The following is a 22,942-nucleotide window of genomic DNA, read 5'->3' as shown; positions in this document are numbered from 1 at the left end:
ATGGCACGTTCCATTAAAAAGGGCCCGTTTGTTGACGGTCACCTGCTCAAGAAAGTCGAGACCGTGCGCGCGACCAACGACAAGCGCCCGATCAAGACCTGGTCTCGTCGTTCCACCGTTCTGCCGGATTTCGTGGGCCTGACCATCGCCGTTCATAACGGTCGTCAGCACGTTCCGGTGTACGTGAACGAAAACATGGTTGGCCACAAGCTCGGCGAATTCGCGCTGACCCGTACGTTCAAGGGTCACGCTGCCGACAAGAAGGCAAAGCGCTAAGGGGGCGTCATGCAAGTTTCTGCTGTATTGAAGAATGCTCGCCTCTCGGCGCAAAAATGCCGTCTGGTGGCTGATCTGGTCCGTGGCAAGTCCGTGGACCAGGCTTTGAACATCCTGCAGTTCTCGCCGAAGAAGGGTGCCACCCTGATTCGCGCGCTGCTGGAATCCGCGATTGCCAACGCCGAGCATAACGAAGGCGCTGACATTGACACGTTGAAGATCACCACGATCTACGTGGACAAGGGTCCTTCCCTGAAGCGTTTCTCCGCCCGTGCAAAGGGCCGTGGGAACCGCATCGAGAAGCAGACGTGTCACGTTACGCTGACTGTTGGTGAATAAGGAATAGCCATGGGACAGAAAATTCATCCGACCGGGTTCCGGCTGGCCGTTACCAAAAACTGGGCTTCCAAGTGGTACGCCAGCAGCCGTAACTTCGGCAAGATGCTGAACGAAGACCTGCAGGTACGTGAGTACCTGAAGAAGAAGCTCAGCCACGCAGCCGTGAGCCGCGTTGTCATCGAGCGTCCTGCCAAGAACGCCAAGATCACCATTTTCAGCGCCCGTCCGGGCGTGGTGATCGGCAAGAAGGGCGAGGACATCGAAGGTCTGCGCAGCGCACTGCAAAAGATGCTGGGCGTGCCGGTGCACGTCAACATCGAAGAAGTCCGCAAGCCGGAAACCGATGCTCAGCTGATTGCTGACAACATTGCTGCGCAGCTGGAAAAGCGCGTGATGTTCCGTCGTGCCATGAAGCGTGCCATGCAAAACGCCATGCGTCTGGGTGCCCAGGGCATCAAGATCATGAGCGCTGGCCGTCTGAACGGTATCGAAATTGCCCGTACCGAATGGTACCGCGAAGGCCGTGTGCCGCTGCACACCCTGCGTGCCGACATCGACTATGCCGTGTCTGAAGCCAAGACCACTTACGGCATCATCGGTATCAAGGTTTGGGTTTACAAGGGCGAAATGGGTAGCCAGCCGGTTCAAGTGGCTGCACCTGCCGAGCCGGAAAAGAAATCTCGCAAGCCGGGGGCTAAACATGCTGCAGCCAACTAGGACTAAGTTCCGCAAGCAACAGAAGGGTCGCAACAAGGGTATCGCGACCCGTGGCACGAACGTCAACTTTGGCGAATTCGGCCTGAAGGCGACCGGCCGTGGCCGTCTGACCGCGCGTCAGATCGAAGCTGCCCGTCGTGCGATGACCCGTTACATCAAGCGCGGTGGCCGTATCTGGATCCGTGTGTTCCCGGACAAGCCGATCTCCTCCAAGCCGGCTGAAGTGCGGATGGGTAACGGTAAGGGTAGTCCGGAATACTGGGTTGCAGAAATCCAGCCGGGCAAGGTGTTGTATGAGATGGACGGCGTGAGCGAAGAAGTTGCCCGCGAAGCCTTCCGTCTGGCGGCAGCCAAGCTGCCGTTCCTGACGACCTTTGTGGTCAGAATGGTGGGTCAACAATGAAAGCCTCTGAACTGCGTGCAAAAAGCCCGGCAGAGCTGCAGGAAGAACTGCTGTCGCTGCTGAAGGCGCAATTTGGCCTGCGTATGCAGCATGCCACTCAGCAACTGGCCAAGACCAGCGAACTGAAGAACGTACGCCGCGACATCGCTCGCGTTCGTACCCTTCTGCGTGAAAAGGCGGAATAACATGACTGATGTGAAAGTTAACCGCTCGCTGACCGGTCGTGTTGTCAGCGACAAGATGAACAAGACCGTTACGGTCCTGGTCGAACGTCGCGTGAAGCACCCGCTGTATGGCAAGGTGATTCGTCTGTCGAAGAAGTATCACGCACATGACGAAAACAACGAGTATGGTATTGGTGACGTGGTGGTGATTGAAGAGTGCCGCCCGATCTCCCGGACCAAAGCATGGACCGTGAAGCAGCTGGTTGAGAAAGCTCGCTGATATTTCTATTGCAAACCGATTCCGTTTGCTTTAGAATGCCGGTTCTTTGTGGCGCGGCTATCCGCGCCACACCCCTTTCTACGGGGTCCAAAACTGGCCGGCTGCGATTGTCGCAAACGGAATAAGTTGGAGTTTAAATACCATGATTCAAATGCAAACCCGACTCGATGTCGCGGATAACACCGGTGCACGCTCTGTAATGTGCATCAAGGTGCTCGGCGGCTCCAAGCGTCGTTATGCAACCATTGGCGACATCATCAAGGTGTCGATCAAGGATGCGGCGCCGCGTGGTCGTGTCAAGAAGGGCGATGTTTACAGTGCTGTGGTGGTGCGTACTGCCAAGGGCGTTCGTCGTGCTGACGGTTCCCTGGTGAAGTTCGACAGCAACGCCGCTGTGCTGCTGAACAACAAGCTCGAGCCGATCGGTACCCGGATTTTCGGGCCGGTGACGCGTGAGCTGCGTACCGAGCGCTTCATGAAGATTGTTTCGCTGGCGCCGGAAGTTATCTAAGAGGTCACCATGCAGAAAATTCGCAAAGGCGACGATGTCATCGTGATCGTCGGTAAAGACAAGGGCAAGCGTGGCACCGTGAAGGTGGTTCAGGCCGATGGCTATATCGTCGTCGAGGGTGTGAACGTTGCCAAGAAACACGTCAAGCCGAACCCGGTCAAGGGTGTGGCTGGCGGGATTGTTGCTGTTGAAAAGCCGCTGCACGCTTCGAACGTGGCGCTGTTCAACCCGGCAACGCAGAAGGCCGACCGCGTCGGCTTCAAGCTGCTTGAAGATGGCAAGAAAGTGCGTGTCTTCAAGTCCAATGGCGAACAGGTTGGGGCGTAAAGATGGCGCGTCTGTACGATTACTACAAGTCGACGGTGGTGCCGGAACTGATTAAACAGTTCGGCTACAAGTCGATCATGGAAGTGCCGCGGATCGAAAAGATCACCCTGAACATGGGTGTGGGTGAAGCGGTTGCCGACAAGAAGGTGATGGAATTCGCCGTGGCCGACATGCAGAAGCTGGCTGGCCAGAAACCGGTGGTGACCTTGTCGAAGAAGTCGATTGCCGGCTTCAAGATTCGTGACAACTACCCGGTGGGCTGCAAGGTTACCCTGCGCCGCGAGCGGATGTATGAATTCCTGGATCGCCTGGTGACCATCGCCATGCCGCGTATCCGCGACTTCCGTGGTGTGTCTGCCAAGTCCTTTGATGGCCGTGGCAACTACAACATGGGCGTCAAGGAACAGATCATGTTCCCGGAAATCGACTACGACAAGGTCGACGCACTGCGTGGCATGAACATCACCATTACCACTACTGCGAAGACGGACGACGAGGCTCGCGCTCTGCTGGCTGCGTTCCGCTTCCCGTTCAAGAACTGAGGGCGTCATGGCTAAGTTGGCGTTGATCAACCGTGAAGAAAAGCGTGAAAAGCTGGTGGCCAAGTTTGCCGCCAAGCGCGAAGCGCTGATTGCCATCATCAACAACCAGTCGCTGAGCGAAGAAGAACGTTTCGCCGCACGCGTCAAGCTGCAAGCGCTGCCGCGCAATTCCAGCCCGGTGCGTCTGCGTAATCGTTGCCAGCTCACCGGTCGTGCGCGTGGCGTGTTCCGCAAGTTCGGTCTGGGTCGCAGCAAGTTGCGTGATGCAGCTTTCCGCGGCGAAGTGCCGGGCATGACCAAAGCAAGCTGGTAAGCGAGGTAAGTACAAATGAGCATGAGTGATCCGATTGCGGATATGCTGACTCGCATCCGGAATGCCCAGCAGGCTGGCAAGTCGTCTGTGGCAATGCCGTCGTCCTCCCTGAAGGTGGCTATTGCCGCCGTGCTGAAGGACGAAGGCTATGTGGATGCGTTCTCCGTGGCTGATGAAGCGGGTAACAAGAAAACTCTGACCATCGAACTGCGTTACTACGCAGGTCGCCCGGTCATTGAGCGCCTCGAGCGCGTTTCCCGTCCTGGTCTGCGGATTTATAAGGGCCGTGACGACATGCCGACCGTGATGAACGGTCTGGGCGTGGCCATCGTTTCCACCTCGCGTGGCGTGATGACCGATCGCAAGGCCCGTGCACAAGGCGTCGGCGGCGAACTGCTGTGCGTCGTGGCATAAGGGGGTAAGCGAATGTCTCGAGTAGCTAAGAATCCGGTTGCCCTGCCTAGCGGCGTGAGCGCAACCATCACCGCTGGCGACATTACCGTCAAGGGCCCGCTCGGTTCGCTGAGCCAGGCGCTGACGGGTGCAGTCAAGGTGGAACAAACCGGTAATGACCTGGTGTTTTCCGCGGCTGAAGAAACCCGTCACGCACGTGCCATGTCCGGTACGCTGCGCGCGCTGGTGGCCAATATGGTCAAAGGCGTGAGCGTGGGCTTCGAGCGCAAGCTGCAGCTGGTTGGCGTGGGTTACCGTGCCGCTGCTGCCGGCGACGTGGTGAACCTGACGCTGGGCTTCTCCCACCCTGTGGCACACAAGCTGCCGGAAGGTGTGAAGGCCGAAACCCCGACGCAGACTGAAATTGTGCTGAAGGGTGCGGACAAACAGCGTGTTGGTCAGACTGCTGCCGAAATTCGCGCGTACCGTTCTCCTGAGCCTTACAAGGGCAAGGGGATCCGCTACGCCGATGAGGTGGTGGTGATCAAAGAAACCAAGAAGAAATAATTAGGGCCAGGTCATGGATAAGAAACAGTCTCGTCTGCGCCGCGCACGCAAAACCCGTGCACGCATTGCAGAGCAGAAGCAAGTTCGCCTGACGGTGTACCGTAGCAACACCCATATCTACGCGCAGATCATTGCGGCTAACGGCTCGGAAGTGCTGGCTGCTGCCTCTTCGCTGGATAAGGATGTGCGCACGTCGCTGAGCAATGGCGGCAACATCAAAGCGGCAGAGCTGATCGGCCAGCGTATCGCTGAAAAGGCGAAGGCTGCCGGCGTCACTCAGGTTGCGTTCGACCGCTCTGGCTTCCAATACCACGGCCGTATCAAGGCACTGGCTGATGCAGCCCGCGCCAACGGTCTTGAGTTCTAATCGAGGTAATCATGGCCAAAGTTGAGATGGACGATCGCAACGAGGGTTTGCGCGAAAAGATGGTCTCCGTCAACCGTGTGACCAAGGTGGTGAAGGGTGGCCGTATTCTGGGCTTCGCTGCACTGACCGTGGTGGGTGACGGAGACGGTGGCATCGGCATGGGCAAGGGCAAGTCGAAAGAAGTGCCGGTTGCCGTGCAAAAGGCAATGGAAGAAGCACGTCGCAAGATGGCTAAGGTGCCGATGAAGAATGGTACCTTCCACCACACCGCTGTGGGCCGTCATGGTGCAACCACCGTGATGATCCAGCCGGCACCTGATGGTACCGGTATCAAGGCTGGTGGCGCGATGCGTGCCGTATTCGAGGTGATGGGCGTGCACAATGTGTCCGCCAAGTGCCACGGTTCGACCAATCCGTACAACGTGGTTCGTGCGACGATCAATGGCCTCTTGGCCATGTCGACCGCTGCGGACATTGCTGCCAAGCGCGGCAAGACCGTTGAAGAAATTCTGGGGTAAGGCCATGTCTGACAAGAAAACCATCAAGGTGACCTTGGTCAAGAGCCTGATCGGTCGTCTGGAATCCCACCGCGCCTGCGTGCGTGGCCTCGGTCTGCGCCGGGTCGGCAGCAGCGCTGTGGTGCTGGATACCCCGGAAAACCGCGGCATGATCAACAAGGTTCATTACCTGCTGAAGTGCGAGGGTTAACATGTTTTTGAACACGATTCAGCCGGCTGAAGGCAGCAAGCACGCCAAGCGTCGCGTCGGTCGCGGTATCGGCAGCGGCCTGGGCAAGACTGCTGGCCGTGGTCACAAAGGTCAGAAGTCCCGTTCCGGCGGTTTTCACAAGGTGGGCTTTGAAGGCGGTCAAATGCCGCTGCAACGCCGCCTGCCGAAGCGCGGTTTCAACTCCCTGACCCGTGGCGATGTGGTGGAAGTGCGTCTGTCCGAGCTGGCCAAGCTGCCGGTGACCGATGTGGATCTGCTGGTCCTGAAGCAAGCCGGTGTGGTTTCCGGCCGTGCCAAGGGTGCCAAGCTGGTTCTGTCCGGTACGGTTGACCGCGCTTACAAGCTGTCCGGCGTCCTGGCAACCAAGGGTGCAGCAGCAGCCATCGTTGCTGCTGGTGGCTCGGTGGGTGAATAAGACCAACCATGGCTAATGCAAACCCGTTGGCCGCTGTTGCGGGCAAGTTTGGTGACCTGAAGCAGCGGCTGTGGTTTTTGCTGCTGGCCTTGATTGTGTACCGGATCGGGACCTATATCCCGATTCCGGGCATCGATCCGGCGCAATTGGCCAAGCTGTTCTCGGATAACCAGAACGGTTTGGCTGGCTTGTTCAACATGTTCTCCGGCGGCGCGGTACAGCGTGCGTCGGTGTTCGTGTTGGGCATTTCGCCTTACATCACCGCTTCGATCCTGATGCAACTGGCTGCAGAAATGCTGCCGTCGCTGAAGGAGCTGAAGAAAGATGGTGAGGCAGGCCGCCGCAAGGTTACGCAGTACACCCGTTATGCGACGTTGGTGCTGGCGCTGTTCTGGGCCTTCTTCATGGCGCGCTCGCAAATGGCGCTGCGCTTGCCTAATGTCAGCCCGGCAGAGTTTGTGCTGACCACCATGGTGAGCCTGGTTGCGGGTTCGATGTTCCTGATGTGGCTGGGTGAGCAGATTACGGAACGGGGTCTGGGCAATGGTATCTCGGTGTTGATCACCGCGGGTATTGTGTCGGGCCTGCCGGGTGCCATCAGCCATGTGTTGACCTTGGCTGCCAGCGATTCCCGCTGGATTCTGGGGTCGATCCTGCTGCTGGTGTTTGCCTTGCTGGTTGTCGCTGCGGTGGTGTTTGTGGAGCGGGGTCAGCGCAAGCTGATCGTGAACTATCAGCGCCGTCAGGTGGGCAACAAGGTGATGCAGGCGCAGTCCAGCCACATGCCGCTGAAGGTCAACATGTCGGGTGTGATGCCCGCCATCTTTGGCTCGACCCTGCTGTTGATCCCGACGACCATTACCGGTTTTGCGGGTAACAGTGAAAACCCGGTGATGCTGGCGTTGAAAGACATTTCCAGCATGATGCAGGTGGGTAGCCCGTTGCATATGGTGTTGTTTGCCGCTGCGATCATTTTCTTCAGCTACTTCTATACCGCCCTGACCTTCAACCCGAAGGACATGGCAGACAACCTGAAGAAGAGTGGTGCCGTACTGCCAGGTGTGCGTCCAGGTGAGCAAACCGGGCGTTACATTGAGGCGGTGGTGTTGCGGTTGACGTTGACGGGTGCGTTGTACATGGTGGCGGTGTGTTTGATCCCCGACTTCCTGTCCAGTGCCCTGAATACCCAGATCCTGTTTGGGGGGACGTCAATCCTGATCGTTGTCGTCGTGTCGATGGACTTCATGGCTCAGGTCCAGGCGCAGATGATGTCCCAGCAATACGAAAGTCTCTTGAAGAAAGCCAACTTCAAGGGCGCCAATTAAGACGGGTTGGTTGAATGGCAAAGGAAGAAACAATCCAGATGCAGGGCGAGGTTCTTGAGAACCTACCCAATGCAACGTTCCGGGTGAAGCTCGAAAACGGCCATGTCATTCTGGGACATATTTCCGGCAAGATGCGTATGCACTACATCAAGATCCTGCCGGGCGACAAGGTAACCGTTGAACTGACCCCTTATGACCTGAGCAAGGCTCGGATCATTTTCCGGGCGAAGTAACCGGGCAATAGAGAGTAGGAATTCATCATGCGTGTACAAGCTTCTGTTAAGCCAATTTGCCGCAAGTGCAAAGTGATTCGTCGCAACCGCGTTGTGCGTGTCATCTGCAGCGACCCTCGGCACAAGCAGCGTCAAGGCTGATTTGACCTTGACAAGTTTGTTTGATTATAATCACTGATTTTTTAGGGGTGTTTCATGGCCCGTATTGCAGGCGTAAATATTCCGAATCATCAGCATGCTGAGATCGCGCTGACCGCCATTTATGGTATCGGCCGCACTCGTGCGCGGGTGATTTGTGACAAGGCTGGTGTTGGTTACAGCACCAAGATGAAGGACGTCAGCGACGCTGACATGGAAAAGCTGCGTGACGAAGTCGCAAAGTTCACCGTTGAAGGTGACCTGCGCCGTGAAGTGACGATGAGCATCAAGCGACTGATGGACCTGGGCTGCTACCGCGGCATGCGTCATCGCCGTGGTTTGCCGGTGCGCGGCCAGCGTACCCGCACCAATGCGCGCACTCGCAAGGGTCCGGTCAAGGTCGTTTCCAACAAGAAGTAATCTAAGGATCACTCATGGCTAAGGCTACTGCTGCGCGCGTGCGCAAGAAGGTCAAGAAGAGTGTTGCGGAAGGCATCGTCCACGTACACGCTTCTTTCAACAACACCATCATCACCATCACCGACCGTCAGGGCAACGCCCTGTCGTGGGCGACGGCGGGTGGCGCTGGCTTCAAGGGTTCTCGCAAGAGTACCCCGTTTGCTGCGCAGGTGGCTGCTGAGCAAGCTGGCAAAGTGGCTCAGGAGTATGGAGTCAAAAACCTGGAAGTGCGTATCAAGGGCCCGGGCCCGGGTCGCGAATCCGCAGTGCGTGCTCTGAACGCACTCGGCTTCAAGATCACCAGCATTTCCGACGTGACGCCGGTCCCGCACAACGGGTGCCGTCCGCCGAAGAAGCGTCGCATCTAATCATCCAACGATTGGAGAACATTCGTGGCAAGGTATATTGGTCCAAAGTGCAAACTGTCCCGCCGGGAAGGCACTGACCTGTTTTTGAAGAGCGCTCGTCGCTCGATTGATTCCAAGTGCAAGATTGATGTCGCTCCGGGCCAGCATGGCGCCAAGAGCGGTCAGCGTCAGTCCGATTTCGCTGTTCAGCTGCGTGAAAAGCAGAAGATCCGCCGTATTTATGGCGTGCTGGAGCGTCAGTTCCGCCGCTACTTTGAAGAGGCCGCCCGCCGCAAGGGTTCGACCGGTGAAAACCTGTTGAAGCTGCTGGAAAGCCGCCTGGACAACGTCGTTTATCGTATGGGCTTTGGCTCCACGCGTGCAGAAGCACGCCAGCTGGTGAGCCACTGCGCGATCCTGGTGAACGGCCAGAGCGTCAACATCGCCTCCTACCAAGTGAAGGCCAGCGATGTGGTGTCCGTTCGTGAGAAGTCGAAGAAGCAAACCCGTATCGTTGAAGCACTGGCACTGGCTGAGTCCATCGGCTTCCCGAGCTGGGTTTCGGTCGACCCGAAGAAGATGGAAGGTACGTACAAGAGCGCACCGGAACGTTCGGAACTGTCGAGCGACATCAACGAACAACTGGTCGTCGAATACTACTCCAAGTAATCCGTCTGCCATTACTGGGAATCGACTATGCATAGCAGTGCACATGAATTTCTGAAACCCCGTGTGATCGAGGTCGAAAACCTCACCGCTGAGCACGCCAAGGTGGTGATGGAGCCGTTTGAGCGCGGCTACGGTCACACGCTGGGCAACTCGCTGCGCCGCATCCTGCTGTCCTCGATGCCGGGCTATGCCGTAACGGAAGTCAAGATTGACGGCGTGGTGCATGAATATTCTTCGCTGGATGGTGTGCAGGAAGACGTTGTCGACCTGCTGCTGAACCTGAAGGGTATCGTGTTCAAGCTGCACAACCGTTCTTCCGTGGTGCTGAACCTGAAAAAGGAAGGCCCGGGCCCGGTGGTGGCCGGTGATATCCAGCTGAGCCATGATGTTGAGCTGGTGAATCCGGATCACGTGATCGCCAACCTGACCGCTAACGGCAAGTTGTCGATGGAACTGCGGGTGGAAGCCGGTCGCGGCTATCAGCCGTCACACGTACGTGCCAAGAACGACGAAGGTCGTGCCTTGGGTACCTTGCTGCTGGACGCTTCGTTCAGCCCGGTACGTCGTGTCAGCTACGCGGTGGAAAGCGCCCGTGTGGAACAGCGGACGGACCTGGACAAGCTGGTGATGGACATCGAGACCAACGGCTCGATCGATCCGGAAGAGGCCGTGCGCTATGCTGCACGTGTCCTGATGGATCAACTGTCGGTGTTTGCTGATCTGGAAGGGACCACTGCTGAAGTGGCTCAGCCGGAAGCACCGCAGTTTGACCCGATCCTGCTGCGTCCGGTGGACGATCTGGAATTGACCGTTCGTTCGGCCAACTGCCTGAAGGCAGAAAATATTTACTACATTGGTGACCTGATTCAGCGTACCGAGACCGAGCTGTTGAAGACCCCGAACCTGGGCCGCAAATCCTTGAATGAAATCAAGGAAGTGCTTGCCTCCAAGGGTCTGGTGCTGGGTGTGAAGCTGGAAAACTGGCCGCCTGCCAATCTGGAAAAAGCTTAAAAAGGTTGAATCATGCGTCATGGTAATGGCAATCGGAAACTGAACCGTACTTCCAGCCACCGTCAGGCGATGCTGCGCAACCTGGCCAATGCCCTGCTGAAGCACGAAGTCATCAAGACCACGCTGCCGAAGGCGAAGGAACTGCGCCGGGTGGCTGAGCCCCTGATCACGCTGGGCAAGAAGCCCTCGCTGGCAAACCGCCGTCTGGCATTTGCCCGCACTCGCGATCGCGACATCGTCAGCAAGCTGTTTGACGAACTGGGCCCGCGCTACCAGAACCGCAACGGCGGTTACCTGCGCGTGCTGAAGTTCGGCTTCCGCCAGGGTGACAATGCGCCGATGGCGTTGGTCGAGCTGGTGGATCGTCCGGATGTGGACGTGGTAGCTGAGGAAGCTGCTGAGGCTTAAGTCTTAAGCCTGCGCAAAAAAGCCCTGCACTTGCAGGGCTTTTTTGTTTACTGCGCCGCTGACGCAGGAGCGCGCGGGTCACGACGCAGGTAGCCGATAATGGTTCGGCGTCATCAGGTCGATGCCGCAGGGCAAGTCGCTGATCCAGTCGAGGAAGGCATGTATCATGGCCTTGCCTTTGAACGGTTTACCGTGCTGCGGTACCAGCCAGTCGAGATCCAGTTCGCGCACCATGTCAGCCCAGTAGCGTGTCACTTTCTGGCCGCACATATAACGCTGGTGGAAACCGCGCATGCTGCGCAGGTGGGCATCGAAGTCTTTGACCGGTTGCATGGCATCGTCGTGGTCCACCATCGAGGCCCCCATATCGCCGGAGAACAGGATCTTGGCCTTCGGGTCATAGAACTGGAAATTGCCTTCCGAGTGCAGGAAGTGCGCCGGCACGGCCAGAATCTTGCTTTTGCCCAGACGGATGTGCAGGCCAGGGTCGGGAATCGGGATGATGCGGTTGTCGGTGCTGCCAATTGAGCAGAAATGTGGAACGAAGCGTGCCCAGACTTGCGACACCATCACCTTGCACTCGGTGTGCACCAGCCATTTGTTGAGCGAGGCGACGATGTCCGGGTCGGCATGCGAGGCCAGTACATAATCCAGCCCATTGGGAGGGAAGCGGGCGTGCATGGCCATGCGCAGTGCGTTATAGGTCATGTTGCCACCGGGGTCGATCAGCGCGCCGTGGCCGCTGTCAACAATCAGGAACTGGTTGGCTTGTACAGCGTGATCGTTGGGGTCGTCTACCAGGTCGGCAAACATCAGGCAGGCATGCTCACCATCGTTATAGAGTTCAATTGCCATTTTCATCTTCCTTGCGCGAGTGCGCATTGAAACATGAAGAGATTGGCAAACGTTAGACGCAGGTCAAGGTTTTGTACTGTAACTAGACTTCTGGTCAGGTATTTATTGTTGCGGTAGCCAGGCAGCCACGGGTGAGACACCATACCAGTCCCACTCGCGCCCTGCCTTCAGGATCATGCGCCGGATATGGTCCCAGGTTTGCTCCGGGTTGAGACCAAGGAACTGCTGGACTGCCGTGTAGTCATCCGGCAGCGCCGCATCATGCAGGCCATTGGCTGCGTGGCGAGCCAGAGCTACGGCGAGCACGACATTGTGCACGCGGGGTGAGCGCTGGTCTTGCTGGTCGTCCATCAGCGCTTGCAGCAATGCCGGTAAATGCCACTGCCGCGCCAGCTCCTGCTGCAGTTCGGGGAGCGGAAAGCCCAGTACCTGCTTTTGTGCCTGTGCACTGCGCATGCCCGGATTGTCCTGCTGCAGCTGGCGGATCTGGCTGGCCAGCGCGGGCGCAAAGCACCACAGCAACATCTCGCCGGCATCGTGCAGCAGCGCAGCAATGGTCACTTCGTCCGATTCCAGATCATGCCGCAGTCGTGACCAGTCCTCGGCAAACAAGGCGGCATGTCGGGCCCGGCTCATCACCCGCATCACGCCATGCAGGGCATCGGGATAGGGCTGCAGATGGGTTTCCAGTGTGGGCAAGTCCTGAAAGGCGCGGAAAAAGGGCCCGAGCCCCATCATCATGATGGCATGGGCGATGGTGGTGACTTCAGTTTGCTGGCTGGGAGCACGGTGCGATTGCAGATAGCGTAAAACCCGCAAGGTCATCATCGGATCGTGCAGGATGACACGTGACAAATCCCGGCCCGTAATCTGGTCCAGCCGCTGATGGAGTGCCGCCAGCTCATCCACGGTGCGCTGGAGCACGGGCAGTGGTGCACGCTCCAGATAAAGCGCCCAGGCGTGCAGATTGGGTAAGGCGGCAGTCAGCATGACAGATTCCCGCGGAAGTAATCTTCAGTATAGTGCTTAGGCCGCGCCTTTGCTCAGCAACAGCAGTTTACCCACATGCCGATGTTGCAGCAGCGCATGATGCGCCTGTTCGGCGTCGGCCATCGGATAGCGTGCATGCACCATGGGTTTGATCCGGCCATCTTCCAGCATGGGCCATACCGTTTGGCGTATCTGCTGCGCCATGCGAATCTTGCGCTCGGTGGACTGCGCCCGCAGGGTCACGCCAAACAGCTGTAAACGCTTGGCCAGCATCAAACCCAGGTCCACCTCACTATGGCGCCCCCCCTGGAATGCAATGATGGCAATGCGTCCACCGGTGTGGCACAAGCGCTGATGGGAGAGGGTATAGTCACCACCGACCATGTCCATCACCACGTCCACCCCGCCGGCCAACTCGATAAAAGGGGTGAAATCATGCTGCTGGTAATTGATGGCCTGCTTCGCCCCCAGCTGCAGGCAGGCGGCACACTTCTCGTCGTTGCCGGCCGTTGTATAGAGCGGGTGGCCCGCTGCAGCCAGCCATTGCAAAGCGTAGACGCCGATGCCGCTGCTGCCGCCATGGATCAATACTGATTCTCCGGGCTGCAAATGGGCATGGTCATACAAGGTGTTTTGTACCGTGAACAAAGCCTCGGGCAAGGAGGCCGCGTCTTCCAGTGTCCAGCCGATCGGGATCGGCATGCAAAGCCGGGCATCCGCCACGACATACTCCGCATAGCCGCCACCATCGAGCAGGGCACAGACCAGGTCACCCACCTGCCACTGGCTGACTTGCGTACCACACGCCACTACTTCACCGGAGACTTCCACTCCCAACAGCGGTGAGGCCCCATCGGGAACCGGGTAATGCCCCATGCGTTGCAGGTGATCCATACGGTTGACCCCGCAAGCCGCTACCTTGATCAGGACTTGATGAGGGGCGGGCTGAGGACGGGCAATTTCCTGCCAGCGCAGACTCCGCTCCGGGCTACGGTTATCAACAATGATGGCATGCATGGTCAGCATGGAGGGCATGACGGGTCTCGTTCAGGGCGGATGATCACAGCATAGCATGCCCTTGCCCATGCCTTCAGCGCAGGCGCAAGGTGTGCTGCAATTGTTCCAGCATATGGGCTGCAGGCCGGGGAGGGTGGGGAAGCTGACCTTGCACGCGGTCAAAGCCCAGCTCGCGCAAGAGCATCAATTGGGCCGGGGTTTCCACCCCACAGGCTGCCGCGTGCAGTTGCAAGGAGTGGGCGACATGTCGGGTGGCTTCCACCACGGCACGGACCACTTCATTATCCAGCAACTGCTGTGTGCACTCACGGTCTACCTTGATGCCGCAAATGGGGTAGTGCTGGAGCTGCCCAAAGGAGGCATAGCCGGTACCAAAGTGATCCAGCACCAGGCCAAATCCTGCCTGTTGCAAGCGCAAGGGGCGGCGATCCTGCTTGCGGTGCAACTCAAGCAAGGCTTCCTCACTGATTTCCAGTTCCAGCTGTTGCGGAAGAATGCCACTCCGGTCGCACCATTGCTGCAACAATTCGACCAAGGGGTCGCGCAACAACAGGCGCCCACTCAGATTGATGCCGTAGCGGAGTGATGTTTGCAGCGACTCGGGTAGCTGTGCCTGGAATTGCGCCAGTGACTGTAACGTCCACTCCAGCAAAGGCTGCATCAACCCCAGCTCTTCGGCGTGACCCAGGAATGCTTCCGGCTGCAGCAAGCCCTGCTGTGGGTGTCGCCAACGCAGCATGACTTCCAGCGCCACCACCTCACCCGTGCCCAGCGCAAATTGCGGCTGGTAGTACAGCTCGAACTCATCTTGCTGCATGGCCTGCAACAGATGATTATGGATATCCCGGCGCTCGCGGATGCTTTGCTGCATGGCCTCTGTAAAGAAGTGATAGGTGTTTTTGCCACTGTCTTTGGCGCTGTAGAGGGCCGTGTCGGCATCCCGGATCAGGGTTTCCGCTTCGGCTGGGCCATCCGGATAGGTGGCAATGCCGATGGAACAGGTAACAAAGTAGGGCTTGCCTTCCAGCGGGAAAGGCTCGCGCAGTGCCATCAGGATCTTTTCGGCAATGTGCGCAGGGGTCTGCTTGCGCTGATAGCCTTCGGCCACGACCAGGAACTCATCACCACCGATGCGGGCTACCATGTCCTGCACCCGCAGGGCACATTTCAAGCGATGGGCAATACCGATGAGCAAGGCATCGCCCACCCGGTGACCTAGCGTGTCATTGATCTCCTTGAAGCGGTCCAGGTCGATGAACATCACCGCCAGCTGACGGTCATCGCGCTGGCAGCGGGCCAGTGCATGCTCCAGGTAGTCGTAGACCCCTGTCCGGTTCAGTAAACCGGTGAGGGCATCGTGCATGGCCATGGTGCGCAGCAGGCGCTCATGCCGCTTGCGCTCCAGCGCGTGCTGAATGGCCCGGGTCAGCAACGGTGCACTGAGCTCACCCTTGGGCAGGTAGTCGGCGGCCCCTTTCAGCATGGCCTGCTGGTCGATGCTGAGGCTATCCTGATGTGTCAACAGCAACAAGGGGCGCGTGCAGCCCAGCGCGGTCATTTCCTCGATCAGCCCGATACCGTCATGGGCGCCCAGATGGTAGTCCACCAGATAGACGTCATCGTGGCCTTGCAGGATGCGCTTGCGTGCTGTGTCGTAGTCCGCTACCTGCTCCAGCTGGTAGCGGACCTGTTCCTCCGCACGCAGCAAAGGCTGGATCAGCAGCCGCTCCTCCGGATCATCATCAATCAGCAAGACCTTGATCAGCGGTGTGCGCATCATGCCACCGGGTGTTTGGGCAGCTGCACGATGCTCAGCCAGTAGTGGCCCAATGACTGCATGGCCGCGACCAGGTTATCGAACAGCACCGGCTTGGTGATGAAGGAGTTGGCGCCCAGGTCGTAGCTGCGAAAGACATCTTCCTCCTCACGCGAAGTGGTCAGCACCACCACGGGCAAATGGCGTAGCTGCGGGTGGTTGCGTATGGCCTGCAAGGCACTGCGGCCATCCATGCGCGGCATGTTGAGGTCCAGCAGGATCAGGTCGGGTAGCGCCATCTCCGGGTTCTGCAGTGACTGTTGCAGTCGTTGCATCAGGTAGACACCATCTGCCACAAACTCCAGCTGGTTGTGCAGGCGGGCAGCTTCCAGTGCCTTGCGGGTCAGCAGGCAATCTTCCTGGTCATCATCCGCAATCAGCAGGGAAATCGGGCGCATCAGATCAGGCATGGCGGATGTCCTTAAGCCGGCAAATCCAGGATAAACGTCGCCCCGGCGCCGGGGCGGCCTTCAGCGGTGATCTGGCCACGGTGCCGCTCAACGATTTTCTTGCAGATGGCCAGGCCAATGCCCGTCCCCTCGTATTGCTCACGCCCATGCAGGCGCTGAAAAACCTTGAAGATCCGCTCAGCATATTGCTGCTCAAAGCCAATGCCGTTGTCGCAGATCAGAATGCGCCACTGCGGTTTGCGGTGGGGCAGGCGGTAAGGCTCCGCATGAATCCGGATTTCGGGTGGTACGTCTGGGCGGGTGTACTTCAGGGCATTGCTGAGCAGGTTGAGGAACACTTGCTGCAGCTGCACCGGATCGCCGGTCAGGGTGGGCAGGCTACCCTCGATCTGCAGGCGGGCCTGGGTGTCCCGCAAAGGGATCTCCAGATCCTGTTGCACCTGCTCCAGCACATCCGTCAGTGACACCGCTTCAAAGCGGCGCTGACTGCGGGTGACCCGTGACAACTGCAGCAAATCCCGGATCAGCTGTTGCAGGCGCTGGGTGGCTTTGTTCATCAGCTGCAGGTACTGTTGCCCGGTATCGGGCAGGTAGGCTGCACATTCTTGCTGTAGCAAGTCGCTATACGCCAGGATTTTGCGCAAGGGCTCCTGCAGGTCATGTGAGGCCACAAAGGCAAAGTCTTCCAGTTCACGGTTGGTGGCTTCCAGTGCGGTCGCCTTGTCGCGCAGCGCCTGCTCGTTTTGTTTGCGCTGCGTCATGTCGGTGCCAATCGCCAGAATGTCGCGGATCGAGCCCTCTGCGGTGCACCGAGGGGCAAACACCCAACTGTAGGTCTGTTTGCCGCTGGCGGCCGGCAGGCTGGTTTCCAGCTGCTGCGGGGGCTGCTGCCAGTCTGCTATGGCGGGCTGCTGGAACAGGACATGCCACGGTTGCCCATGCAGAAAAGGCAGTGCACTACCCAGCGCCTGTTCCAGGGCTGGGTTGGCCTGCTGTACATGTCCTGCCGGATCCAGCTGGCAGAGCAGGATGGGCGCGTGGGCGTACACATGCTGCAACAGCCCCTGGGTGTCCTGTAGCTGGTCGGCCGTGCGCAAGCGCTCCAGCTCGGTGCCGGCACGGGCAGCAAACAGGCGCAGGATGGTGCGCAATTGCGCCGACGGATGCAGCGGGTGCTGGTGCAGAACATTGACCAGACCAATGACCTGGCCTTGCCGGTCCCGCAAGGGGTAGCCAATGTAGCCAACCAGCCCATCTTCCTGCAGCATCAGATCTTCCGGGAAGCAGGTCTGCACATCATTCGGGTAACAGCACAGCTTGCCCTGCCGCAGTACCTGTTCGCAGGGAGAACCGCTCAGCGGGTAGCGCACCGGGGGGACCGGTTGCCCCCGACGCCAGCCTGCGACGGTGCACAGCCAGTCGGGTTGCACCGGGTCATGGGTGGATGCATACGCCTGATCGACCTGCAGCAGCCGGGCCAGTGCTTCGACCAGGGCCTGCAAAAAGTCAGCCCCCTGCAAGCCTGCCGTCTCGAGCAGCAGCGTGTCGATCGCTGCATCCAGTTGTGCCTGCTGCAAAATACGGTGCAGGTAGTGCGGCAGTGCCGGTAACAGCGGATCTTGCAGGATGTCGCCCGCGCCACCCTGCAGCAGACGCAATACCGCCTCGTGCTGCAAGTCTGCCCCCAGCAGGATGAGTGGTACGTCCGGATGATGCTGACGCCAGTCAAGCAGCCGTTGCAGGTCTGCCATGGGGCTGTCATGCAGATCATAAAGCAGGCAGGCGGGGAGGGGCGCTTCAGGCAAAAGGGAGAGGGTGCAGGGCGCGGCCAGACTGTCCGGCCAGTAGGACCGGATCAAGGCATGGCGCGCCGGATGCGGCGCAAACAGCACACATTCTGCACTCATGAAAAATTGTGTTGCATCCCTAAGCCGTTAACCGCGCCACACCGGGCGACTGCTTCCTAACAATAATCCGTCGGCAGCATGGCGAAAAGCGCTAGCCGTGGGGACCTGTCATTCCGGACAGGGAAGGCTCAGGCGTGTGGGCGAGGGAAGGCCGCAAACTGACCAAGGTGGCAGGCCGCGACGCGGCGGTCTGCCGTCAGCGCCTGGCTTTCCAGCGGCAGGCGGCCTCGCCCTTTGTGTTGCAGGGCGTGCAGGAAGTGATGCAGGGCTTCAGGAGTGGGGGGCGGGCAGACGATCTGCAGGGTATCGGTGACCGGCAGGAGATAGCGCAGTTCACTATGGCTGACCGCCACCGCCAGATCAAAGCCGGCGTGCCGGGCCTGTAGTGTGGTCATGGCCCAGCCGGACAGGGTCAGAAGGCTGGCCAGGCTACCGGCAAAAGCGGTGCCTTTATCATTGCGGTTGGCTGCCAGCGGCGCGCTGAAGTGGATGCCGTCCATGTCCGCCTGGATTACCTGCAACTGCATGGCCTGCAGCAGGGGTATCTGCCGCAGCTGTGCCAACAGCGCAGGGTCCACCTTGGACATGCAGATCAGGCGGTGTCGCCCGTATCCGGGCTGACCACGCGTTGTGGCGGCAGGAACAAGGCTGCGATCTGTGGGGTGCGATCGCGGCGCGGTGTGGTGGGCCAGTTGCTGAGCTCGGGCGGACCATCGCTGTCCCGGCTACGCTCGCGGCGGCCTTCACTGACCACTTCCCGAACCGGGCGAGGCGGCGGTGCCAGCAGGCTGTCGCTGTCTTGCTGCGACAGCGGCTGCTTGATCAGCTTTTCGATATTGGCCAGCGACCGTTCATCATCCGGTGCGGACAGCGAGATGGCGGTACCCAGCGCACCCGCCCGACCGGTACGACCAATGCGGTGTACATAGTCTTCCGGCGTGTTGGGCAGCTCGTAGTTGATGACGAAGGGCAGCAGGTCAATGTCCAGCCCGCGTGCGGCCACGTCGGTGGCGACCATCACCAGTGCGCGACCTTCCTTGAAGGCGGCCAGCGATTCGAGACGGGCCTGCTGGGTCTTGTCACCATGAATGGAGACGGCCGACACCCGGTCCCGTTGCAACTGGCGGGCCAGTCGCTCGGTGGTCTGCTTGGTGCGGGCAAAAATCAGCACCTGCTGGATGTCGTGATGCTTGAGCAGCTTGAGCAGCAGCGGATAGCGCTGCTCCTCTTTCATCTTGTACAGCAGCTGGGTCACATTGGCATTGGTGGCGTTGCGGCGTGCCACTTCCACCACTTGCGGGTTATCCAGCAGCTGATCAGCCAGCGCCTTGATTTCCGGCGAGAAGGTGGCCGAGAACAGCAGATTCTGGCGCTTGGCAGGCAGCATGCCCATCAGGCGCTTGATGTCGTCAATGAAGCCCATGTCCAGCATGCGGTCGGCTTCATCCAGTACCAGGAACTCGACCTGGTTGAGCTGCACGTTCTTTTGCTGGATATGGTCCAGCAAACGGCCTGGGGTGGCCACCAGGATCTCGACGCCATTGCGCAGCGCGGTGGTCTGCGGCGGCATGGCAACGCCACCGAAAGCCACCGTGCAGCGCAGCGGCAGGTATTTGCTGTAGCTCTGTACGTTGGCAAACACCTGATCGGCCAACTCACGGGTGGGCGTCAGGATCAACGCGCGCAGGGGGTGACGGGCAGGCGAGGGGCTGGTGTTGCCGTAGGGCCGAAGCCGGTTGAGCATCGGCAGCGTGAACGCTGCGGTCTTGCCGGTACCGGTCTGTGCCGCGGCCAACAGGTCGCGACCGCCCATGACGGCCGGAATGGCCGCCGCCTGAATAGGAGTCGGTGCGTCGTAGCCTTGATCGGCTATCGCACGCATGATCTCTTCGCTTAAACCAAGTTCTGAAAAATGCATCGTGCCGGATTGTAGCGCAGTTGCAACAGCTTCAACCAGAAAAAGCAGGAAAAAAACCTGATCTACCAGTCAGTTGTTGCGGACGTAGCGACAATCCGATCCGGCGTGGCCGGTGAGCGAGCTCAGGCATCATCCACCTTGGCCAGATGCAGCAGCAAATGATCACGCAGTGCACGCACCCGGGGAGACTGCCGACGGTGCGGCGGGATCACGATGTAAACCTGATCGCCGAGTGGGGATAGCAAAGGATGCTGGGGCAATACTTGCACGAGCCGACTTTGTTGCAAAGCCTCACTCGCCAGCCAGTACGGCATGTCCGCGATGCCAAGGCCGGCACACGCGGCCTCATACAAGACCTCTGAGCGATCCGACTGCAGCGGGCCACGGGGTACAAACTTCCAGGCTTCTCCGTTCACCAGCAGGGTCCAGCTCGCAGGCTGGTCGAGCACGATCTGCGGCAGGCAAGCATGCTGGTGCAGGTCACGGGCCTCCGCTGGGGTACCGTGGCGCGATAGGTAGTCGGGGCTGGCGCACAGGATGGGGCGGTGGGCGGTAGCCGGGAACACCAGCAGATCCGGGTCGTGCTGTTGTCCCACACGGATGCCCATGTCAAAACCTTCCAGCGCGATCCGTTGGTAGTGATCGGACAGCCTGAGGTCAATCTCGACGGCAGGATGCTGCTGCAGAAAGCTGACCAGCAGCGGCGGCAGCAGGCGACGCCCGAAATTGAGTGGGGCCGTCAGCTTGATGCGGCCCTGCAAAGCTTGATCCAGAGCGCTCACCTGCTGCAGGGCGGCTTCTACGTCCATCAGCGGCAGCCGTGATTTCTGCAGCAGCCACTCACCGGCTTCCGTCAAATGCAAGCCGTGGGTGGAGCGGATCAGCAAGCGCGTTCCCAGATCCCGCTCCAGGCCGTCAATCTGCCGGGTGAGGGAGGATACTGCGACCGACAGCGACCGGGCCGCCGCCGAGAAACTGCCATGCTGCACCACTTGCAGCAGGCTGCGAAGTGCAACGATCTGATCCATGGTTTTGCGTCCTGTGCAAAAGCAGCTTTCGATTGTAATGGCTTTCCGCAAATGCCGCGGACTGTTTTCATTACACCATCCAGATACCCGTAGAGCATGTCCATGCCCACCGCCTTGCCCCGCATTGCCATATGCAGTGACCGGATCGTCTATCGCCACCATGCCGCCAACTCGGTGTCGCACAGCTATGTGCGTGCGGTGCAGCAGTTTGCCGAAGGCTTGCCCTGGCTGTGGCCGGTTGGCATGCCGGAAGGGCTGGATGCGTGCCTGCTGGAGGAAGTGGACGGCGTGGTTCTGACCGGCAGTGCCTCAAACGTGGCCCCTGCTTGTTATGGGGCGGCCCCCGCCCCGGCAGGCACCCTGGAGGATGAGGAGCGGGATCAGGCAGTACTGCGGTTGATTCCCCGCATCATTGCGCGCGGCATCCCGCTGCTGGCCATTTGCCGCGGCTTTCAGGAAATGAATGTGGCCTATGGCGGCACGCTGCATCCGGCGGTGCATGAGCAGCCGGGCGCGCTGGACCACCGCGAGGGGGATCACAGCCGGCCGTTGGCCGATTGGTATGCCCTCAGTCACTCGGTGCGCTTGCGGCAAGGCGGAATATTGCAGCGCGGGTGTGCCGTGGACGAGGTCCGCGTGAATTCCCTGCATGAACAGGGTGTGGCCGTGCTGGGAGCCGGGCTGACGGTGGAAGCGGTGGCGCCGGATGGGCTGATTGAGGCCTTTTGTGATGCCTCGGCCCCCGGTTTCAATCTGGCGGTGCAATGGCACCCGGAAGCCCTGGTGGGCCAGGATGCCTTGTCCACCCACATCTTTACCACGTTTGGTGCGGCCTGCCGAGAACGGCAGCAGCAGCGGACCGCAGTCGCATAAACAAGCAGGATCAACCTGTAAACCACGGAGAAGGAGACACACATGAACCGCAAGATCACGCAGACGGCTTTGGGCGTACTGTTGCTGGCCGGAATGCCGGCCGTCAGTGCAGACACCCTGGTCCGGATTGGCCAGGCCTCGCCCTTGACCGGCCCGATTTCACGGGCAGGCAAAGACATCGACAATGGTGCCCGCCTGGCGATTGAAGACCTCAACAAGATGGGGTGGCGTATTGGCGGGCAGCCGGTACGCTGGGAGCTGGTGTCGGAGGACGATGTGGCCGACCCGCGCACCGCCACCATCGTGGCGCAAAAGCTGGTCGACATGAAGGTGAATGGGGTCGTCGGGCACGAAACCTCTGGCGCCAGCATTCCGGCATCCCGCATCTATTCGGATGCGGGCATTCCGCAGATCAGCCCCTCCGCCACCAACCCCAAGTACACCCGGCAAGGTTTCAAAACCACCTTCCGTCTGGTCGCCAATGATGAGCAGCAGGGTGGCGCGATGGGGCGTTTTTCGTTCCAGACGCTCAAGGGCAAACGCTTTGCCTTGATTGACGACCGTTCTGCCTATGGGCAGGGTCTGGTGGCCGAGGTGGAGAAGTCGCTGCAAGGTTCGCCTGCCAGCGTGGTGGCACGGGAGTATGGCACGGAAAAGACGACAGACTGGATGGCTGTATTAACCGCCATCCGCAGCAAGAACCCGGATGTCATCGTCTACGGTGGCATGGATGCGACGGCGGCACCCTTGCTGCAGCAAATGCGTCGCCTGGGGATGAAGGCCAATCTGGTGCTGGGGGATGGTGCCTGCTCCAGCGACATGATCGAGCTGTCCGGCAATGTGCTGGACAGCCGGGTGTACTGTACCGAGGCGGGGCTGCCGGCGGACAAGATGAGCAAAGGCGCGGATTTCTACAAGCGCTTCAAGGCCCGTTTCGGCGTGGAGGTCAATATTTATGCGCCGTATGCCTACGATGCGGTCATGGCATTGGCACACGCCATGAAGGCGGCAGACTCCACGGAGCCTGCACGTTATCTGCCTTTCCTGGCCAAGCTGAAGATGAGTGGTGTGATCGGCCCGGTGGAGTTTGATCCGAACGGGGATATCAAACACGCCGCAGTTACCGTCAAGCAATACCAGTCCGGACAGTGGAAGCCGGTATCGGTGGTGCGCTAAGCAGGGCAGGCGGTCGTGC

35 protein-coding genes are annotated in these 22,942 nt (G+C 59.5%); 26 read left to right on the top strand and 9 right to left on the bottom strand.

Annotation, left to right across the window (positions count from 1 at the left end):
- The 24 genes from rpsS (at nucleotide 1) to rplQ (ending at nucleotide 10,933) form a co-directional block, all read left to right on the top strand.
- On the top strand, nucleotides 1-276 hold the full coding sequence (rpsS, locus tag HF682_RS06575) for a 30S ribosomal protein S19 (RefSeq protein WP_168876408.1): 276 nt from the start codon (nucleotides 1-3) through the stop codon (nucleotides 274-276).
- A 9-nt stretch (nucleotides 277-285) separates the two neighbouring features.
- A complete protein-coding gene (rplV, locus tag HF682_RS06570) occupies nucleotides 286-615 on the top strand; it encodes a 50S ribosomal protein L22 (RefSeq protein ID WP_168876407.1) in 330 nt (109 codons plus the stop codon).
- Nucleotides 616-624: 9 nt separating this feature from the next.
- Nucleotides 625-1,332, top strand: a complete 708-nt coding sequence (gene rpsC / locus HF682_RS06565; RefSeq protein ID WP_168876406.1) for a 30S ribosomal protein S3 — start codon at nucleotides 625-627, stop codon at nucleotides 1,330-1,332.
- Nucleotides 1,316-1,735 carry a 50S ribosomal protein L16 gene (gene rplP / locus HF682_RS06560; RefSeq protein ID WP_168876405.1) on the top strand — a complete coding sequence of 140 codons (420 nt, stop codon included), beginning with the start codon at nucleotides 1,316-1,318 and terminating at the stop codon, nucleotides 1,733-1,735. Before rpsC ends, rplP begins: the two co-directional genes overlap by 17 nt.
- Nucleotides 1,732-1,920, top strand: a complete 189-nt coding sequence (gene rpmC / locus HF682_RS06555; RefSeq protein ID WP_168876404.1) for a 50S ribosomal protein L29 — start codon at nucleotides 1,732-1,734, stop codon at nucleotides 1,918-1,920. Before rplP ends, rpmC begins: the two co-directional genes overlap by 4 nt.
- Nucleotide 1,921: 1 nt before the next feature.
- On the top strand, nucleotides 1,922-2,179 hold the full coding sequence (rpsQ, locus tag HF682_RS06550; protein ID WP_168876403.1) for a 30S ribosomal protein S17: 258 nt from the start codon (nucleotides 1,922-1,924) through the stop codon (nucleotides 2,177-2,179).
- 142 nt (nucleotides 2,180-2,321) lie between these two features.
- Nucleotides 2,322-2,690, top strand: coding sequence for a 50S ribosomal protein L14 (rplN, locus tag HF682_RS06545; protein WP_168876402.1), 369 nt, complete (start codon nucleotides 2,322-2,324; stop codon nucleotides 2,688-2,690).
- 9 nt (nucleotides 2,691-2,699) lie between these two features.
- A complete protein-coding gene (rplX, locus tag HF682_RS06540) occupies nucleotides 2,700-3,017 on the top strand; it encodes a 50S ribosomal protein L24 (protein WP_168876401.1) in 318 nt (105 codons plus the stop codon).
- Nucleotides 3,018-3,019: 2 nt separating this feature from the next.
- Nucleotides 3,020-3,559: a 50S ribosomal protein L5 gene (gene rplE, locus HF682_RS06535; protein ID WP_168876400.1), complete on the top strand. Its 540-nt coding sequence runs from the start codon at nucleotides 3,020-3,022 to the stop codon at nucleotides 3,557-3,559.
- A 7-nt stretch (nucleotides 3,560-3,566) separates the two neighbouring features.
- A complete protein-coding gene (gene rpsN / locus HF682_RS06530) occupies nucleotides 3,567-3,872 on the top strand; it encodes a 30S ribosomal protein S14 (RefSeq protein WP_168876399.1) in 306 nt (101 codons plus the stop codon).
- Between the two features lie 15 nt (nucleotides 3,873-3,887).
- On the top strand, nucleotides 3,888-4,286 hold the full coding sequence (gene rpsH, locus HF682_RS06525; protein WP_168876398.1) for a 30S ribosomal protein S8: 399 nt from the start codon (nucleotides 3,888-3,890) through the stop codon (nucleotides 4,284-4,286).
- A 12-nt stretch (nucleotides 4,287-4,298) separates the two neighbouring features.
- The gene (rplF, locus tag HF682_RS06520; protein WP_168876397.1) at nucleotides 4,299-4,832 is read left to right on the top strand and encodes a 50S ribosomal protein L6; all 534 of its coding nucleotides are present in this window, start codon (nucleotides 4,299-4,301) and stop codon (nucleotides 4,830-4,832) included.
- Nucleotides 4,833-4,845: 13 nt separating this feature from the next.
- Nucleotides 4,846-5,199, top strand: a complete 354-nt coding sequence (gene rplR / locus HF682_RS06515) for a 50S ribosomal protein L18 (RefSeq protein ID WP_168876396.1) — start codon at nucleotides 4,846-4,848, stop codon at nucleotides 5,197-5,199.
- A gap of 11 nt (nucleotides 5,200-5,210) precedes the next feature.
- On the top strand, nucleotides 5,211-5,717 hold the full coding sequence (gene rpsE, locus HF682_RS06510) for a 30S ribosomal protein S5 (RefSeq protein WP_168876395.1): 507 nt from the start codon (nucleotides 5,211-5,213) through the stop codon (nucleotides 5,715-5,717).
- A gap of 4 nt (nucleotides 5,718-5,721) precedes the next feature.
- The gene (rpmD, locus tag HF682_RS06505) at nucleotides 5,722-5,907 is read left to right on the top strand and encodes a 50S ribosomal protein L30 (RefSeq protein WP_168876394.1); all 186 of its coding nucleotides are present in this window, start codon (nucleotides 5,722-5,724) and stop codon (nucleotides 5,905-5,907) included.
- 1 nt (nucleotide 5,908) lies between these two features.
- Nucleotides 5,909-6,343: a 50S ribosomal protein L15 gene (gene rplO, locus HF682_RS06500; RefSeq protein WP_168876393.1), complete on the top strand. Its 435-nt coding sequence runs from the start codon at nucleotides 5,909-5,911 to the stop codon at nucleotides 6,341-6,343.
- An 8-nt stretch (nucleotides 6,344-6,351) separates the two neighbouring features.
- On the top strand, nucleotides 6,352-7,668 hold the full coding sequence (gene secY / locus HF682_RS06495) for a preprotein translocase subunit SecY (protein WP_168876392.1): 1,317 nt from the start codon (nucleotides 6,352-6,354) through the stop codon (nucleotides 7,666-7,668).
- Between the two features lie 14 nt (nucleotides 7,669-7,682).
- Complete coding sequence (infA, locus tag HF682_RS06490; RefSeq protein WP_168876391.1) at nucleotides 7,683-7,901, top strand: translation initiation factor IF-1; 219 nt, start codon at nucleotides 7,683-7,685, stop codon at nucleotides 7,899-7,901.
- 27 nt (nucleotides 7,902-7,928) lie between these two features.
- Nucleotides 7,929-8,042 carry a 50S ribosomal protein L36 gene (gene rpmJ / locus HF682_RS06485; protein ID WP_168876390.1) on the top strand — a complete coding sequence of 38 codons (114 nt, stop codon included), beginning with the start codon at nucleotides 7,929-7,931 and terminating at the stop codon, nucleotides 8,040-8,042.
- Between the two features lie 54 nt (nucleotides 8,043-8,096).
- Entirely contained in the window at nucleotides 8,097-8,459 is a 363-nt protein-coding gene (rpsM, locus tag HF682_RS06480) for a 30S ribosomal protein S13 (RefSeq protein WP_168876389.1), read from the top strand.
- 14 nt (nucleotides 8,460-8,473) lie between these two features.
- Nucleotides 8,474-8,866, top strand: coding sequence for a 30S ribosomal protein S11 (gene rpsK, locus HF682_RS06475; protein ID WP_168876388.1), 393 nt, complete (start codon nucleotides 8,474-8,476; stop codon nucleotides 8,864-8,866).
- A gap of 24 nt (nucleotides 8,867-8,890) precedes the next feature.
- Entirely contained in the window at nucleotides 8,891-9,514 is a 624-nt protein-coding gene (rpsD, locus tag HF682_RS06470; protein WP_168876387.1) for a 30S ribosomal protein S4, read from the top strand.
- A 27-nt stretch (nucleotides 9,515-9,541) separates the two neighbouring features.
- On the top strand, nucleotides 9,542-10,525 hold the full coding sequence (locus HF682_RS06465) for a DNA-directed RNA polymerase subunit alpha (protein WP_168876386.1): 984 nt from the start codon (nucleotides 9,542-9,544) through the stop codon (nucleotides 10,523-10,525).
- Nucleotides 10,526-10,537: 12 nt separating this feature from the next.
- The gene (rplQ, locus tag HF682_RS06460; RefSeq protein WP_168876385.1) at nucleotides 10,538-10,933 is read left to right on the top strand and encodes a 50S ribosomal protein L17; all 396 of its coding nucleotides are present in this window, start codon (nucleotides 10,538-10,540) and stop codon (nucleotides 10,931-10,933) included.
- A gap of 78 nt (nucleotides 10,934-11,011) precedes the next feature.
- Here rplQ and HF682_RS06455 read toward each other — a convergent pair whose 3' ends face one another.
- The 9 genes from HF682_RS06455 to HF682_RS06415 form a co-directional block, all read right to left on the bottom strand.
- Nucleotides 11,012-11,788 (bottom strand): oxygen-binding di-iron domain-containing protein, encoded by a 777-nt coding sequence (locus tag HF682_RS06455; RefSeq protein WP_168876384.1) that lies wholly within the window; start codon nucleotides 11,786-11,788, stop codon nucleotides 11,012-11,014.
- Nucleotides 11,789-11,890: 102 nt separating this feature from the next.
- Complete coding sequence (locus tag HF682_RS06450) at nucleotides 11,891-12,778, bottom strand: HDOD domain-containing protein (RefSeq protein WP_168876383.1); 888 nt, start codon at nucleotides 12,776-12,778, stop codon at nucleotides 11,891-11,893.
- 36 nt (nucleotides 12,779-12,814) lie between these two features.
- Complete coding sequence (locus tag HF682_RS06445; RefSeq protein WP_168876382.1) at nucleotides 12,815-13,813, bottom strand: NAD(P)H-quinone oxidoreductase; 999 nt, start codon at nucleotides 13,811-13,813, stop codon at nucleotides 12,815-12,817.
- A gap of 55 nt (nucleotides 13,814-13,868) precedes the next feature.
- Nucleotides 13,869-15,575, bottom strand: a complete 1,707-nt coding sequence (locus tag HF682_RS06440) for a putative bifunctional diguanylate cyclase/phosphodiesterase (protein ID WP_168876381.1) — start codon at nucleotides 15,573-15,575, stop codon at nucleotides 13,869-13,871.
- Complete coding sequence (locus HF682_RS06435) at nucleotides 15,572-16,021, bottom strand: response regulator (RefSeq protein ID WP_168876380.1); 450 nt, start codon at nucleotides 16,019-16,021, stop codon at nucleotides 15,572-15,574. Before HF682_RS06435 ends, HF682_RS06440 begins: the two co-directional genes overlap by 4 nt.
- An 11-nt stretch (nucleotides 16,022-16,032) precedes the next feature.
- Nucleotides 16,033-17,928 (bottom strand): ATP-binding protein, encoded by a 1,896-nt coding sequence (locus HF682_RS06430; protein ID WP_168876379.1) that lies wholly within the window; start codon nucleotides 17,926-17,928, stop codon nucleotides 16,033-16,035.
- 128 nt (nucleotides 17,929-18,056) lie between these two features.
- A complete protein-coding gene (locus HF682_RS06425) occupies nucleotides 18,057-18,515 on the bottom strand; it encodes a YiiD C-terminal domain-containing protein (RefSeq protein WP_168876378.1) in 459 nt (152 codons plus the stop codon).
- Between the two features lie 5 nt (nucleotides 18,516-18,520).
- A complete protein-coding gene (locus tag HF682_RS06420; RefSeq protein WP_240947070.1) occupies nucleotides 18,521-19,810 on the bottom strand; it encodes a DEAD/DEAH box helicase in 1,290 nt (429 codons plus the stop codon).
- Between the two features lie 158 nt (nucleotides 19,811-19,968).
- The gene (locus HF682_RS06415) at nucleotides 19,969-20,874 is read right to left on the bottom strand and encodes a LysR family transcriptional regulator (RefSeq protein ID WP_168876376.1); all 906 of its coding nucleotides are present in this window, start codon (nucleotides 20,872-20,874) and stop codon (nucleotides 19,969-19,971) included.
- Between the two features lie 102 nt (nucleotides 20,875-20,976).
- Here HF682_RS06415 and HF682_RS06410 point away from each other — a divergent pair, with 102 nt between their 5' ends.
- Together HF682_RS06410 and HF682_RS06405 are read left to right on the top strand one after the other, a co-directional pair.
- Nucleotides 20,977-21,747 (top strand): gamma-glutamyl-gamma-aminobutyrate hydrolase family protein, encoded by a 771-nt coding sequence (locus tag HF682_RS06410; protein ID WP_168876375.1) that lies wholly within the window; start codon nucleotides 20,977-20,979, stop codon nucleotides 21,745-21,747.
- Nucleotides 21,748-21,789: 42 nt separating this feature from the next.
- The gene (locus HF682_RS06405) at nucleotides 21,790-22,923 is read left to right on the top strand and encodes a branched-chain amino acid ABC transporter substrate-binding protein (protein WP_168876374.1); all 1,134 of its coding nucleotides are present in this window, start codon (nucleotides 21,790-21,792) and stop codon (nucleotides 22,921-22,923) included.
- Nucleotides 22,924-22,942 lie beyond the last annotated feature (19 nt).

It is taken from the genome of Leeia aquatica, assembly GCF_012641365.1.
Lineage (GTDB): Bacteria > Pseudomonadota > Gammaproteobacteria > Burkholderiales > Leeiaceae > Leeia > Leeia aquatica.
This window is presented reverse-complemented; position numbering and strand designations above follow the sequence as displayed.